The organism is Exiguobacterium sp. s194, from assembly GCF_018618275.1.
GTDB classification, from domain to species: domain Bacteria; phylum Bacillota; class Bacilli; order Exiguobacteriales; family Exiguobacteriaceae; genus Exiguobacterium; species Exiguobacterium chiriqhucha.
Genome location: NZ_JACSLT010000005.1, coordinates 48,673 through 62,649 on the forward strand (window position 1 = coordinate 48,673; position 13,977 = coordinate 62,649).

At 52.1% G+C, this 13,977-nt stretch carries 15 protein-coding genes; 11 read left to right on the plus strand and 4 right to left on the minus strand.

Translation table 11 applies throughout. The annotated features are described in order from the left end of the window. Positions 1-37 precede the first annotated feature (37 nt). The gene (locus KNP85_RS07295) at positions 38-1,198 is read right to left on the minus strand and encodes an MFS transporter (protein ID WP_214802500.1); all 1,161 of its coding nucleotides are present in this window, start codon (positions 1,196-1,198) and stop codon (positions 38-40) included. 142 nt (positions 1,199-1,340) lie between these two features. Here KNP85_RS07295 and KNP85_RS07300 point away from each other — a divergent pair, with 142 nt between their 5' ends. Beyond that, positions 1,341-1,889 carry a GNAT family N-acetyltransferase gene (locus KNP85_RS07300; protein WP_214802503.1) on the plus strand — a complete coding sequence of 183 codons (549 nt, stop codon included), beginning with the start codon at positions 1,341-1,343 and terminating at the stop codon, positions 1,887-1,889. Between the two features lie 18 nt (positions 1,890-1,907). Here the strand turns inward: KNP85_RS07300 and KNP85_RS07305 are convergent, their stop codons facing one another. After that, complete coding sequence (locus KNP85_RS07305) at positions 1,908-2,918, minus strand: site-specific integrase (protein ID WP_214802506.1); 1,011 nt, start codon at positions 2,916-2,918, stop codon at positions 1,908-1,910. A gap of 102 nt (positions 2,919-3,020) precedes the next feature. On the opposite strand from KNP85_RS07305, the gene hflX reads away from it, so the two are divergent. The 5 genes from hflX to KNP85_RS07330 all read left to right on the plus strand — a co-directional run bounded on the left by hflX (position 3,021) and on the right by KNP85_RS07330 (position 8,704). Next, the gene (gene hflX, locus KNP85_RS07310) at positions 3,021-4,265 is read left to right on the plus strand and encodes a GTPase HflX (protein WP_021067595.1); all 1,245 of its coding nucleotides are present in this window, start codon (positions 3,021-3,023) and stop codon (positions 4,263-4,265) included. A gap of 7 nt (positions 4,266-4,272) precedes the next feature. Beyond that, positions 4,273-5,568: a methionine gamma-lyase family protein gene (locus tag KNP85_RS07315; RefSeq protein ID WP_035385738.1), complete on the plus strand. Its 1,296-nt coding sequence runs from the start codon at positions 4,273-4,275 to the stop codon at positions 5,566-5,568. Positions 5,569-5,661: 93 nt separating this feature from the next. Continuing rightward, complete coding sequence (locus tag KNP85_RS07320) at positions 5,662-6,060, plus strand: MerR family transcriptional regulator (RefSeq protein WP_029595347.1); 399 nt, start codon at positions 5,662-5,664, stop codon at positions 6,058-6,060. Between the two features lie 46 nt (positions 6,061-6,106). Further along, a complete protein-coding gene (gene glnA, locus KNP85_RS07325; RefSeq protein ID WP_021067592.1) occupies positions 6,107-7,447 on the plus strand; it encodes a type I glutamate--ammonia ligase in 1,341 nt (446 codons plus the stop codon). A 156-nt stretch (positions 7,448-7,603) separates the two neighbouring features. Further along, a complete protein-coding gene (locus KNP85_RS07330; protein WP_029595348.1) occupies positions 7,604-8,704 on the plus strand; it encodes a DNA alkylation repair protein in 1,101 nt (366 codons plus the stop codon). A gap of 87 nt (positions 8,705-8,791) precedes the next feature. Here the strand turns inward: KNP85_RS07330 and KNP85_RS07335 are convergent, their stop codons facing one another. Together KNP85_RS07335 and lexA are read right to left on the minus strand one after the other, a co-directional pair. Then, positions 8,792-9,232, minus strand: a complete 441-nt coding sequence (locus KNP85_RS07335; protein ID WP_214802508.1) for a metal-binding protein — start codon at positions 9,230-9,232, stop codon at positions 8,792-8,794. Beyond that, entirely contained in the window at positions 9,232-9,852 is a 621-nt protein-coding gene (gene lexA / locus KNP85_RS07340) for a transcriptional repressor LexA (protein ID WP_021067589.1), read from the minus strand. Before lexA ends, KNP85_RS07335 begins: the two co-directional genes overlap by 1 nt. A 205-nt stretch (positions 9,853-10,057) precedes the next feature. On the opposite strand from lexA, the gene KNP85_RS07345 reads away from it, so the two are divergent. From KNP85_RS07345 to KNP85_RS07365, 5 genes are all read left to right on the plus strand, one after another. After that, positions 10,058-10,294 carry a hypothetical protein gene (locus tag KNP85_RS07345; RefSeq protein WP_029595350.1) on the plus strand — a complete coding sequence of 79 codons (237 nt, stop codon included), beginning with the start codon at positions 10,058-10,060 and terminating at the stop codon, positions 10,292-10,294. A 72-nt stretch (positions 10,295-10,366) separates the two neighbouring features. Then, positions 10,367-11,011, plus strand: coding sequence for a YneB family resolvase-like protein (locus KNP85_RS07350; RefSeq protein ID WP_021067587.1), 645 nt, complete (start codon positions 10,367-10,369; stop codon positions 11,009-11,011). Positions 11,012-11,071: 60 nt separating this feature from the next. Next, positions 11,072-11,305, plus strand: a complete 234-nt coding sequence (locus KNP85_RS07355) for a DUF896 domain-containing protein (protein ID WP_021067586.1) — start codon at positions 11,072-11,074, stop codon at positions 11,303-11,305. Positions 11,306-11,503: 198 nt separating this feature from the next. Then, positions 11,504-13,495 carry a transketolase gene (gene tkt / locus KNP85_RS07360; protein WP_214802512.1) on the plus strand — a complete coding sequence of 664 codons (1,992 nt, stop codon included), beginning with the start codon at positions 11,504-11,506 and terminating at the stop codon, positions 13,493-13,495. A 123-nt stretch (positions 13,496-13,618) separates the two neighbouring features. Next, the gene (locus KNP85_RS07365; RefSeq protein ID WP_021067584.1) at positions 13,619-13,849 is read left to right on the plus strand and encodes a YneF family protein; all 231 of its coding nucleotides are present in this window, start codon (positions 13,619-13,621) and stop codon (positions 13,847-13,849) included. The last annotated feature ends 128 nt before the right edge of the window (positions 13,850-13,977 follow it).

Genomic DNA, 13,977 nt, shown 5'->3' on the forward strand with positions numbered 1-13,977 from the left:
AACAGGCGCCCTCTCTGACCGAGAAGGCGCCTTCTTATTAAGCTGATTGAATCACATCGTCCGTCAAATTGATTTGCCGACCGAGCCAGACGAGCGGAACGGTCAACGCTGCGCCAATCAAATAGACGATGGCGATCGGTAATCCGTCCGCGAGCATTCCGAACGTCAGGCTGCCGATGCTGAAGGCGAGGGTGTAGGCCGTCTGTTGGACGCTATAGACGTACGGAAGTTGCGAGACAGGTGACGTTTCTTGGAGCACCGTGTTCGTTTGGATGATACGGAGTTGGGTGGCGTATCCTTGAACTGCGAGCGCGATGAGCGCGAATGCGATATGAGACGTCACGCCGAACAACAAGGCCGCCCCGACCGACAGCAGGGAGCTGATTCCAAGCGAACTGCTTCGTTGAGCGCGATACAAGTATGCACTGGCCAGAATCATGCTGATCAAGAAGCTTGCGTTCATCGAGCCCCACCATCCCGTATCGATGTTAAGGTGGCGTTCCAGATAGACGAGCAAAAGCGCCGAAATCCAGAGCGTGCTGACGAAAGACTCGAACGTGACGAATACCGTGATTAATCGAGCATGAGGTACTGTTCGCACGATGGCGAGGCTGTCTCTAAGGGAAATGTCTGATTCACCATCTTCTACCGTCACGTCGCGGTCGAGTGAACGGACGAAGCGAAGCGTGACGAGCGTCGAGAGCATGAATAACATCAACGCGACGGTCAAGGCAATCGCGCTTGAAAACGAAGCGACGACCATCGTACCGAGCGGCCACATCGCCAGCTGGATGAACTGATTCGACCCTTGGACGAGACTGTTCGCTTGTTGGCGATTCGTCGTCAGCCGGGGGATGAACGACGCTTGGACCGGACGGGCGAACCCATCCAAGAAGGCGATGAGCACGACGAGGCCGAGGACGAGAATCGACTCCGACCAAATGACGGCCCCGAGCAAGGTCGTCTTCAACAGTTGCGTGACGAGCAGCGTCTGACCGAGGGTGAACCGAGATAAGACGCGGGCAAAGAACAGACCGCTCACGGTCATGCCGATCGTGACGGCAATCGGGAAACTGGCCGCAGCCAGGGCGGAACCGGTCTGTTGATATAACAAAGCGATCAAGGCGACGATATAAAGCACGTCACCAATATTGGCCAGCCATTGACTGACCAGCAGCAGGTAAAACGACTTCATCATGACTCTCCTCCAGAACTATTCAATTTTGGGTGGATGACATGATGTCGACTTACATACTTTCACCGCTTTCAAATTATTTACAAATAGTTTACGATAAAATGATGAAGAACACAATAATTGGAAAGTAAGAGGGGGAAACGACATGTTACACTATGACATCAATGACCAGCTTCAACTACGAATGTTCACCATCGATGACGCGGAGGCGTTGTTCCAGTTGACGATGGCGTCGAAGCCATACCTTCGCGAGTGGCTCGGTTGGCTCGATTACACCGAGACGGTCGAGGATTCACGACAAAACATCGAAGGGCGAATTAAAGGATTGATGGAGACGGGCGGCTATCCGAAATCGTTCGCGATTGTGTATCAGGGCGAGCTCGCCGGGACGATCGGTTTCAACGAGATCGACCGAGGGATCAAGTGCGGCACGGTCGGCTATTGGCTCGGCCAAGATTTTCAAGGGAAGGGCATTATGAGTCAAGCGCTCGAGACGGTCATTGATTACGGGTTCCGTGACTTAAAACTTGATAAAATTGAGATTCGGGTCGCGACCGGAAACGTGAAGAGTCGGGCCTTGCCGGAACGGTTCGGCTTCCTCGAAGAAGGGGTGCTCCGCAATGCGGAGTGGCTCTATGACCGCTACGTCGACCACGTCGTGTACGGGCTGTTGCGAGATGAATGGGCCCATTAACATACAAAACCCCGTCCTTTACAAGGCGGGGTTTTCGTTTGGGATTTGTTCGCCGAAGAGTTCGCTACCGAACTCGGCATACGCCTGCTCATAGCGCCGGAGCGATGACTCTTTATGCATACACGTCACGTTCATGCGTTCGAGAGATGTCATGTCGGTCGCATACGTCTTCAAGACGTGGGCGTTCCGGAGCATCGACGGTGTGACCGAACGGCTGAGACCGCTGCGTTCATTCAATTGGCGCATCATCTTCGTAATCATGACGATCGTCAGCTGTTTCGGCTGGTTCTTCGCATACACCCAACGGAACGTCATCCGGGAGAAGTCGAACGAGACGAAGACGGGATCGTCCGAGTACCAACGCGGACGGACCGGCGTCGGGATGTCGACCAAATAGTTCATGAGGAGTGTCTGGTCCTCTTGACTGAGTTTCAACGTGAACCGGTTGCCGAGCCGGTCATAGACGTCGAACTCATGGCTCGCGAGATGCAGGTCGTTCATCCGAAGACGGATGATATGGTGCACCCGGAGTCCATATTTATAGAACAACGTGACGATCAGCTCGTTCCGATTGACGAGATACGGATGCGCCTGAAGCTGGTTCTCACTCAGCCCGCTTGTCGAACGGATCGTCCGGACGAGCTTGCTGAACTCGGTCGGCAAGGCAATCTGGTCGACGGTGAGCGTATGAGCCGGTTGGGCATAGGCGAGCATCTTTTTCCGGAGCGGATTCAAGAAGACGGTCAGGCTATTGATGACGGTGACGATTCGGGCGACCGTCGCCTGTTGGTATTGCTTCTCTTCGATGAGGAAGTCGTTGACGAACGTCTTCCACGATTCGAGCGGGACGGCGAGCCACGCCTCCGGGGCATCGAGCTCGACGTTATGGTCATGAAAGTATTTGTGCACATCGATCAAGTCGTATCGATAGCGTTTCAGCGTCGACGGTTGACGGCCGCTCGCGCCGAGATGGAACAAGTACGCCTCGATATATTCAGGCAATGGATACTCTTTTCTACGTTTCGTCATGGACGTTCCTCCTTCTCCTCATATCGTACCACAAACGGACGTTCTCCATTCGCCGTTTCGTGGTAAGATGGAGGATGAGACTTATAGGAATGAGGGATTTTTATGCAACGAGAGAAAGTCATTATCGTCGGATGTCAATTACCGACTGTCGACGATTGGACATATGAACAATCGATGGGGGAACTCGTCGAATTGGTCGATACGGCACGAGGTGAGGTCGTCGCCCGTCTCGATCAGAAACGGCAACAAGTCGACCGCCGCACGTTCATCGGGAAAGGGAAAGTCGAGGAGCTCGCGGTGCTCATCGAACAGTTCGAGCCGGACATCGTCATCTTCAACGCCGAGCTGTCGCCAGCCCAGTCGAAGAACATCCGCATCTCGCTGAACGACCCGGACGAGATGAAACTGATTGACCGGACGCAATTGATTCTAGACATCTTTGCCGGACGGGCCCAATCGAAAGAAGGGAAACTCCAAGTCGAACTCGCCCAAATGAACTACCTGCTCCCGCGTTTAATCGGACAAGGCACGCAACTGTCACGTCTCGGTGGCGGAATCGGGACACGGGGACCGGGTGAAACGAAACTCGAGTCGGACCGCCGGCACATCAAGCGCCGCATCGATGAGATTAAGAAAAATCTCGAAGGCACCGTCGCGCACCGTGACCGTTACCGCGAACGTCGGAAAGAGAACCGTGTGTTCCAAGTCGCGCTCGTCGGATATACGAACGCCGGAAAATCAACGATTTTCAACCGCTTGACGGACGCCGATACGTACGAACAGGACGAATTGTTCGCGACGCTCGATCCGCTCACGCGTGAGCTCGAATTGCCGCGCGGCGGGAAAGTGCTCATCACGGATACGGTCGGATTTATTCGCGACTTGCCGACGAAACTCGTCGCCGCGTTCCGCTCGACGCTCGAGGAAGTGCTCGGGGCTGACCTCGTCTTGCACGTCATCGATTCGTCAAACCCGCACTACATGAACCAGATCGACACGACCAACTCGGTCTTAACGGAACTCGGCGCGAGTGAGTTGCCGCAGCTCGAGGTATACAATAAGAAAGACCGGTTGACCGAAGACTTCGTCGGCGGACCGCTCGTCATCTCGGCGCTCGACTCGAACGATATCGAGACGCTCATCGGCGCGATCGAAGATAAGATTGCGGATGTGTTGACGAAAGTACACGTCATCTTGCCGGTCCGCTCGTTCGAGCATTACCATCCGGCCAAAGATTCGATGTATCGTCTCGAGGAGAAGTTCCTCGATGACGGTTCGGTCGAACTCGTTGGATATATGAGAGAAGACACGCGTCTATATGCGACGCTGAAACAATTTGAGGTGTGAAACAATGATGTGGCAAGAAAAGATTGCGTATTATGATGAATTGGCCCCGTTCGTGACCGAGGCGGAAGCGCGGGTAAAACCATATTTTGAAACGATCGAGGCGACAGCGGAGTTCAACCAATACCGTGTCCTCGAGTCGTTTAAGAAGCATAAAGTGTCGGACTTTCATTTCAATCCGACGACCGGGTACGGCTATGACGATATTGGACGCGACACGCTCGAGTCGATTTATGCTGACGTGTTCGGGGCGGACCTCGCCCTGTGCCGCCCGCAAATCATCTCTGGGACGCACGCCATCGGGATCGTCTTGTTCGGTGTGTTGTTGCCAGGGGATGAACTGCTTTATATTACCGGCAAGCCGTACGACACGCTCGAAGAGATTGTCGGGATTCGGGGAGACGGCCGTGGGTCGCTCAAAGAACTTGGTGTCGGCTACGACACGGTCGAGTTGAAAGACGACCAGATCGATGTCGAGACCGTCATCGCACGGATTCGCCCTGAGACGAAGCTCGTTGGCATCCAGCGCTCGAAAGGTTACGCCAACCGACGCAGCATTCCGGTCCAAGAAATCGGGGAGGCAATCGCGAAAATCAAAGCGGCACACCCGCACGTCTTCGTCTTCGTCGACAACTGTTACGGTGAGTTCGTCGAGACGATTGAACCGACCCACGTCGGGGCTGATCTCATGGCCGGCTCACTCATCAAAAACCCGGGTGGCGGCTTGGCGAAGACGGGTGGCTATATCGCCGGGACGAAAGAACTCGTCGAACGCTGCTCGTTCCGCATGACGACACCTGGCATCGGAAGCGAGGCCGGTCCGTCACTCTATTCGCTCCAAGAGATGTATCAAGGGTTTTATATGGCGCCGCACACAGTCGCCCAAGCCTTGAAAGGGGCGCACTTGACGGCGAGCCTGCTCGGATTGCTCGGTTTCGAGACCGATCCGCATTATACGACGCCCCGGACCGATTTGATTCAATCGGTGACGTTCCGCGACCGCGACAAGATGATTGCGTTCTGTCAGAGCATCCAGATGGCGTCGCCGGTCAATGCGCATGCGTTACCGGTACCGGCCTATATGCCGGGGTATGAGGATGACGTTATCATGGCAGCCGGGACGTTCATTCAAGGCTCGTCGATTGAATTGTCGGCCGACGGTCCGCTCCGCGCGCCTTACACGGCCTACGTTCAAGGCGGATTAACTTACGCCCACGTCAAGGTCGCGCTCATGCTTGCCTTGAGCCAATTGCGGACGAAAGAGCTCGTCACATTTGACCGTGACAATATCTCACAGAAGTTGTAACCGAAATGTCATGTTAACTTTCTTAACATCTATTGACAGGTAAGTTGTCATGTATTATTCTCACAGTGTGAGACAGAAAAGGAGGGGTAAGAGATGGCCGATCAATTTCGTCGCTCCAACCCGTTGTTTCCGATTGGAATCGTTCAAGATTTGACCCAGCTGACAGGTAGGCAGATTCGGTACTATGAAGAACAGGGTCTGATTTCGCCTAGTCGGACGGAATCGAAACGACGGCTCTATTCCTTTAATGATGTCGAACGTCTACTCACGATCAAGGATTTTATCGATCAAGGCTTCAACTTGGCGGCGATTCGTCATATGCTCGATAACAGCGACGCTAAAGACGCGGAATCACTAAAGGCGCCGGTCGATGAAGCACCGAAGATCTCTGAACAAGAGTTACACAAATTATTGAAAACACAGCTTCAAGAAGCTGGCCGTTTCAATAAGACGTCGCTCATTCAAGGTGAGCTGTCACGTTTTTATCGATGACGCCAGTACACTAACCATTACACAATGTGAGAGGGGACATTTCACCATGGCCAGAAAAACGTTCACGAAAGAAGACATCAAACGCATCGCACAAGAAGAGGACGTACGCTTTATTCGTCTTCAATTCACGGATATCCTCGGTACGATTAAAAACGTCGAGGTTCCGATCAGCCAATTGGACAAAGCACTTGATAACAAGATGATGTTCGATGGTTCTTCAATCGAAGGGTTCGTACGCATCGAGGAATCAGACATGAACCTCTATCCAGACCTTGACACATGGGTTGTCTTCCCGTGGACAGACGGCAGCGGTAAAGTCGCTCGCTTGATTTGTGATATTTATACTCCGGACGGAAAACCGTTCAGCGGTGACCCGCGCGGCAATTTGAAGCGTAACCTCGAGCGCATGCAGAAGCTCGGTTTCACAGCATTCAACGTCGGACCAGAGCCTGAGTTCTTCCTCTTCAAGAAAGACTTGAACGGCCAACCGACACTCGAACTTAACGACCAAGGCGGTTACTTCGACTTGGCACCGGTCGACCTCGGCGAGAACTGCCGTAAAGAGATCGTCATCGAGCTCGAAAACATGGGCTTCGAAATCGAAGCATCACACCACGAAGTCGCACCAGGTCAGCACGAGATCGACTTCAAATACGCAGATGCGGTCACGACGGCTGATAACATCCAAACGTTCAAACTCGTCGTCAAGACGATTGCAGCGAAATATGGTCTTCACGCGACGTTCATGCCGAAGCCACTCTTCGGTGTCAACGGTTCAGGGATGCACGCCAACATGTCGCTCTTCAAAGGTGACACGAACGTCTTCTACGATCCGAACGGCGAAATGGAACTCTCTGACACGGCTCGCGCCTTCACGGCAGGGATTCTCGAGCATGCCCGTGCATTCACGGCTGTTTGTAACCCGACTGTCAACTCGTACAAGCGTCTCGTTCCTGGTTATGAAGCACCTTGCTACGTAGCATGGAGCGCGCGCAACCGTTCACCACTCGTTCGTGTACCAGCGGCCCGTGGTCTCTCGACTCGAATCGAAGTACGTTCGGTCGACCCGGCAGCAAACCCGTACCTCGCTTTGGCCACACTATTGGCTGCAGGTCTCGATGGAATTGAGAAAGACATGACAGCACCGAAGCCAATCGACAGCAACATCTACGTCATGGATAAGCCAGAACGTGTTGCTAACGGGATTGACGATCTTCCGGCTACGCTCTTCGACGCGCTCGAAGTACTCCGTACTGACAAAGTCGTCATGGAATCGCTTGGCGAGCATATCGGTGAGCACTTCCTCGAGTTGAAAGAAATCGAGTGGGATATGTTCCGTACGCAAGTAACAGAGTGGGAACGCGATCAGTACATGACGCTCTACTAAGTCGATGAACTGGGGACGTTAACCCTACCAATCAGAGTCCTGAACGAGTCTTCGCAAGAAGAACTCATTCAGGACTCTTTTTCTATCGTTCTATATAATGGGGAAGAATGTATGGCTAGATGAGCGGACTAGACGAAACTGAAGGAGATGGAAGACGTGGCCACACCGTTGAAAGAGGTATATCATGAGGATTTTTTGCTAGGATTTGGGCGACGGATTCAATCCGTGTACCCATCGTTTGATATACAAGCATTTGTCGCATCGATTGTAGATGAGTCATGGGAAGCGTTAGCGCTGAAAGGGCGTATGCGCCGTATTTCGACAAAGCTCGGGGAGTACTTACCTCAAAACTACGAGTCAGCTATAGATGTATTGGTTGAAATTGCAGACGATTGTGTCGGCTTTCCATATTTATTTTTTCCCGACTTCGTAGAAGTGTATGGACAGGCGGAAGAACATTGGGAACGCTCGATGTCAGCACTCGAACTCTTCACGCAGAAATCGTCTTCTGAATTCGCAATCAGACCTTTTCTGCTTCGTGATTCGACGCGAGTAATGGATCGCATGATGGCATGGGCCAAGCATCCGAATGAGCATGTGCGAAGATTGGCAAGTGAAGGCTGTCGTCCTCGTCTTCCGTGGGCGGAGTCATTACCGATGTTCAGAGAAAATCCGGCTCCCGTGTTTGCGGTTTTAGAGTTATTGAAAGAAGACCCATCATTATATGTAAGGAAAAGTGTCGCCAACAATCTCAACGATATCTCGAAAGATCACCCGGAAGCCGTGCTCGAAGTCTCGCGTCGATGGCAAGGCGAACATCCTCATACCGATTGGGTCATCAGACATGCGTGCCGAACATTGATCAAATCCGCACATCCTGACGCCTTAACGCTGTTCGGTTATACGCAAGAAACGGATTTGACCGTCAACGCATCGATTTCGATACATCCGAACGTGCTCAGCATAGGAGAGACGTGCGAGATTCAGTACGATGTGTCGATTCGTCCAGGCGATGGCGCCTATATTCGGGTCGAATACGCCATCGATTTCATAAAAGCGAACGGGAAAGCGAGTCGTAAAGCTTTTCTGCTAGCGAACAAAATCGTCCCCGGGGGTGCGCGACTTGTAGCGAACAGGATGCACAGTTGGGCAGATTTGACGACTCGTCGGCATTATTCAGGGGAGCATCGTGTCGTTTTGCTGGTCAATGGACGAGAAGTGGCAGAACATCATGTCATGTTGCATAAAAGTTATTGAGCTTCTATATAATAAACAGTTCAAAAAGGGCAACCCAGTCTCTACTAGACGGGCTGCCCTTTTAGGTGTATGGCATAAATGTTTGGCTTAAAAGGCACGTTTGAAGAACGTGGACGCATAGTCGAGCGTCGTATGTAGCGTCGTCGCGAAAACGAGTCCGAAGAAGCATGCGGCCCCGTTCAGGTCGAGCCACGATCTGACAGCTTCCTCATACGGCGTGAACGTGAGCACGAGCGTGAGCGGGAAACCGAGATAGATGACCCGGATCAGATCGCTCAAGAGCGGAAAATGCGAGAATAACGACCGATGGGGCATAATCTTCACATAAGGGAGCCAAAAGCCCCGAAGCGGTCCCCATCGATAATAGGCGTCCGACTTTAAGTCAAGGTCCGGGGAGAGCCAGAACGTCCCGATTAGGGCGCCGAATAGGAACATGGTCGGAATATCGATGTCAATAAAAGGCGTGGCAATCGCAAGAGCACCGATTGCCACGAGATTCGTACGGGTATGTGTCTTGCCACTCGCCATTAGTGAATCGTACGGTATACACCGATGACCTTCCCTAAAATCGACACGTTATCGAAATACATCGCTTCGAGTTCATCGTTCTCCGGTTGAAGACGGACTTTCGAAGCTTCTTTATAAATCCGCTTCACTGTCGCTTCGCCTTCATCCGTCATGGCGACGACAATCTCTCCATTGTCGGCCGTGTTCTGTTGGCGGACGAGGACACGGTCCCCATCCAAGATGCCGGCGTTAATCATCGAGTCTCCCGATACCGAGAGCATGTAGACGTTGTCGGAACCGACGACGTGGGCCGGGAGCGGGAAGTGCTCTTCCACGTTCTCGATTGCCGTGATTGGCGTACCGGCCGTGACTTTCCCGATGACCGGCACGTACATGACGGCATCATGGTCTTCCACGACTGACATCTCTTCATCTAAAATTTCGATGGCACGTGGCTTCGTCTTGTCACGTCGAATCAATCCACGCTTCTCTAGACGGTCCAAGTGGCCGTGGACGGTCGAGCTCGATGCGAGTCCGACTGCCTCTCCGATTTCACGAACGGAAGGTGGATACCCTTTCGCCCGGACCTCGGCTTTTATAAAATCAAGAATCTGTTGTTGTCTTGCTGACATTTTTTTCAATGGATTTCACCTCGATTATGTCGAATAACCTGCGAACGCATCCTATTCTTTATGGGTTTAGTTTAACACAAGAACACATGAGCGCACAAACATTCGTTCGTTTTTTTCCACTTGACCGAACAGAAGTTCTTGTTTTATGATGAGAACAGATAAACGAACAGACGTTCTCGAGAACGTGTATTCTTATTCCCAGGAGGTAATCGTTATGAGAGACACAATCAATGGAATCATTTTAGTCGGCATGTTGGCACTTGGAATGTTCGCGTTTTATATGGTCGGGGAAATGCGCCACGATGTCGAAGTCGTCGCGACCGAACCAGTAATCGAGCATAGCGTCGAAGAAGAAGTCGCCTTGACGGAGGCCGAGTCGCTCGAGGCACAGCTTCTCGCTGAACGCGCTGAGAAAGAAGACGACAAGACGACGTGGTTCGCCGCCGAATAATCTTTTCTGATTGCGAACAGCCCCCGAACCTGTGTATCGTAGAGGGCGAATGGAAAGAAAGGAAGTGACGGGATGCGAGTCGTCATTTATTGTCGCGTGTCGACGAACAAGTCCACGCAAGAGACGTCACTCGGTCGCCAAGCGGACGAACTGACGCGGATGGCGAAACGTCTTGACGCTGAAATCGTCGATGTGATCAGTGAGCAAGAGAGTGGGTATGAGGTCAATCGGACGGGGTTGCTCGATTTGTTGGAGCACGTCTCGACATCTAATCTCGATGCCGTGCTCGTGAGCGATGACAGCCGCCTCGGACGAGGGAACGCGAAAATCGCCATCTTGCATACGCTCATGAAACATAACGTCCGCTTGTTGACGATGCAATCGTCCGATGAATACGTCGTCTCGGATGCCGAGAAGATGGTGCTTGAAATCGTCAGTGTCGTCGAGGAATACCAGCGTAAAATCCATAATGCGAAAATCTCACGCGGCATGCGTCGGGCGGTCGCGAACGGGTTCAACCCGCACCGCAACATCCAACATCACGATCAAGGCGGTCGGAGCCGAATCGAAGTGCCGATCGAAGAAATTGTCCAACTGCGCGAGCGCGGACTGACGTTCGCTGAAATTGCCGCCACGCTACGTGGTTTTGGCTATGAGGTGTCGAAAGCGACCGTGAACCGTCGTTATTTGGAGCACGTATCAGTGCCAGAAACTTGATTCCTGCTCGCTGATTTTGTACAGTAGAAGAACAAATTCAGTAGAGAGGGGGCGAGCCTGATGCTAGCACCTGAACAGTTGGAGCGAATCAATTTTCTCGCCAACAAAGCCAAGACAGATGGACTGTCATCAGAAGAGATGGATGAGCAGCAAGCGCTGCGCCAACAATATTTGCAAGCGTTCCGCCAATCATTCAAATCGCAAATGATGGGGATGAAGGTCGTCGATCCGGACGGGAACGACGTAACGCCTGAAAAATTGAAAGACGAGCAGAAACGACATCGCTCGGAGTGACCACGAATGCACATCCTATTTCATATAGGGTGTGCATGTTTGTTATACGCGAACGGCGATCAGGGGGACTTAATGGACTGATTTTGGACGAAAGGAAGTAAACGATTCCATCTAATGTGTTATACTAATTAATTAGTTGTGACACACGAATGAGTATGCTAAAATATGACGGGTAGAAACTTTGTAACAACAGAGAGGATGAAATTAGTGGAAACAACTACTAAAGAATTATTAGCGATTAACTCGATTCGGACGCTCTCGATTGATGCGGTCCAAAAAGCGAACTCTGGTCACCCGGGGATGCCGATGGGTGCGGCTCCGATGGCGTTCACACTTTGGACGGATAAGATGCGTCACAACCCGAAAAACCCGAACTGGTTCAACCGCGATCGGTTCGTTCTTTCAGCGGGACACGGTTCGATGCTCTTGTACTCGCTTCTTCACTTATCTGGTTACGACCTTTCACTCGACGACCTCAAATCGTTCCGTCAAATGGATTCGAAGACGCCTGGACACCCAGAGTACCGTCACACGGCTGGTGTCGACGCGACGACTGGACCGCTTGGCCAAGGGATTGCCATGGCAGTCGGTATGGCGATGGCTGAAAAGCATTTGGAAGCGACTTACAACCGTGATGAGTTCAAAGTGGTTGACCACTTCACATACGGGATTTGCGGAGACGGTGACTTGATGGAAGGCGTGTCGGCAGAAGCTGCCTCACTCGCTGGTCACTTGAAACTCGGAAAGCTCGTCGTCCTTTATGATTCAAACGACATCTCACTCGATGGCGACCTTCACAAGTCGTTCTCAGAAAGTGTCGAAGATCGTTTCAACGCTTACGGCTGGCAAGTGATTCGCGTTGAAGATGGCACGGACATCGATACAATCGCGAAAGCAATCGACGAAGCGAAGGCGGAAACGTCGAAACCGACCCTCATCGAAGTGAAGACGGTCATCGGTTTCGGTTCACCGAACAAGTCAGGGAAATCGGCCTCACACGGCGCGCCACTCGGCGAAGCTGAAATCGAGCTCACGAAGCAGTTCTACAAGTGGGAAGGCGAAAACTTCTACGTACCGAACGAAGTATACGACTTGTTCAACGATAAAGTCGTTGAGCCAGGCGCGAAGCATGAAGCGGACTGGAACGAACTCGTTGAAGCTTACAAGTCAGCACACCCTGAACTCGGTGCCCAGTTCGAGCGTGCAGTGAACAACGAGCTCCCAGAAGGTTGGGACAGCGAGCTGCCGACGTTCGAAATCGGTTCGAAGAAAGCAACACGTCAAACGAGCGGTGAAGTATTGAACGCAATCGCTAAAGCGGTGCCGACACTCTTCGGTGGTTCGGCTGACCTCGCGGGCTCGAACAACACGATGATTAAAGGTGCTGCAGACTTCGATGAAGATCCAGCAGGCCGCAACATCTGGTTCGGCGTCCGTGAATTCGCAATGGCAGCTGCCGTCAACGGTATGGCACTCCACGGTGGTGTCCTTCCTTACGGCGCGACATTCTTCGTCTTCTCAGACTATTTGCGTCCAGCGGTACGACTCGCGGCCCTCATGGGAATCCCATCGACGTTCGTCTTGACACACGATTCAATCGCGGTCGGCGAAGACGGCCCGACACACGAACCGGTCGAGCACTTGATGAGCTTCCGTGCGATGCCAAACTTGTCTGTTCTCCGTCCGGCTGACGGAAAAGAGACGATTGCGGCTTGGAAGCAAGCAATCACAACGAAATCATCACCGTCACTTCTCGTCTTGACGCGTCAAGCGTTGCCAGAACTCGAAGGCACGTCGATCGAAGAAGCGGCTAAAGGTGGCTACGTCGTCGCCGGTAACTCGAGCGAGGCGGACGTCCTCCTCCTCGGTACAGGTTCTGAAGTACACGTCCTCGTCGAAGCTCGCAAAGCACTCGCGGCTGACGGCGTGAACGCGGCTGTCGTCTCGATGCCTTCGTGGGAATTGTTCGAAGCACAGTCAGCAGAATACAAAGAATCGGTCCTTCCTTCGTCAATCACGAAGCGTGTCTCGCTTGAAGCGGGCGCGACACTCGGCTGGTACAAATACGTCGGATTCGGCGGTAAAGTACTCGGAATCGACAAGTTCGGTGCCTCTGCCCCTGGGGATCTCCTCATGAAAGAATATGGCATGTCGGTCGACAACGTCGTCGCTGCTGTCAAATCACTTTAATCGCTTACTATCAGTGGTGGCCCGGAGTTTTGGGTCACCACTTTTTTTACAGACGACTAGCGAATTAGCGTAATATAGTGTATAGTAAAAAACGATGTTTCATATGGTAGAGGAGGTTAAGCCTTGAGTACATTATTCTGGATTCTTCTGATCGTGGCAGCACTAATCGGGGGTATTGCGATCGGTTTCTTTATCGCTCGTAAATACATGATGAACTACCTCGAACAGAACCCACCGATCAACGAAGATATGATTCGTACATTGATGATGCAAATGGGTCAAAAGCCGTCACAGAAGAAAGTCAACCAAGTGATGCGCGCCATGAACGTTCAAATGAAGAACGAAAAGAAATAAACCGGATCGACCGAAGCACTTTGCGCCCGCAAAGTGCTTTTTGTATCCATTTTTTGTTAGACAATCGAACAAACTTTCGCTAATCTAAAAGAATAGTCTGAATTCAAGACAACATAGGGGGTGTTTCA

What these genes read in the sequence shown, in the direction of transcription:
- KNP85_RS07295 (WP_214802500.1), bottom strand. Translation starts at nt 1,198, where the DNA reads ATGATGAAGTCGTTTTACCTGCTGCTGGTCAGTCAATGGCTGGCCAAT.
- KNP85_RS07300 (WP_214802503.1), top strand. Translation starts at nt 1,341, where the DNA reads ATGTTACACTATGACATCAATGACCAGCTTCAACTACGAATGTTCACC.
- KNP85_RS07305 (WP_214802506.1), bottom strand. Translation starts at nt 2,918, where the DNA reads ATGACGAAACGTAGAAAAGAGTATCCATTGCCTGAATATATCGAGGCG.
- hflX (WP_021067595.1), top strand. Translation starts at nt 3,021, where the DNA reads ATGCAACGAGAGAAAGTCATTATCGTCGGATGTCAATTACCGACTGTC.
- KNP85_RS07315 (WP_035385738.1), top strand. Translation starts at nt 4,273, where the DNA reads ATGTGGCAAGAAAAGATTGCGTATTATGATGAATTGGCCCCGTTCGTG.
- KNP85_RS07320 (WP_029595347.1), top strand. Translation starts at nt 5,662, where the DNA reads ATGGCCGATCAATTTCGTCGCTCCAACCCGTTGTTTCCGATTGGAATC.
- glnA (WP_021067592.1), top strand. Translation starts at nt 6,107, where the DNA reads ATGGCCAGAAAAACGTTCACGAAAGAAGACATCAAACGCATCGCACAA.
- KNP85_RS07335 (WP_214802508.1), bottom strand. Translation starts at nt 9,232, where the DNA reads ATGGCGAGTGGCAAGACACATACCCGTACGAATCTCGTGGCAATCGGT.
- KNP85_RS07345 (WP_029595350.1), top strand. Translation starts at nt 10,058, where the DNA reads ATGAGAGACACAATCAATGGAATCATTTTAGTCGGCATGTTGGCACTT.
- KNP85_RS07350 (WP_021067587.1), top strand. Translation starts at nt 10,367, where the DNA reads ATGCGAGTCGTCATTTATTGTCGCGTGTCGACGAACAAGTCCACGCAA.
- KNP85_RS07355 (WP_021067586.1), top strand. Translation starts at nt 11,072, where the DNA reads ATGCTAGCACCTGAACAGTTGGAGCGAATCAATTTTCTCGCCAACAAA.
- tkt (WP_214802512.1), top strand. Translation starts at nt 11,504, where the DNA reads ATGAAATTAGTGGAAACAACTACTAAAGAATTATTAGCGATTAACTCG.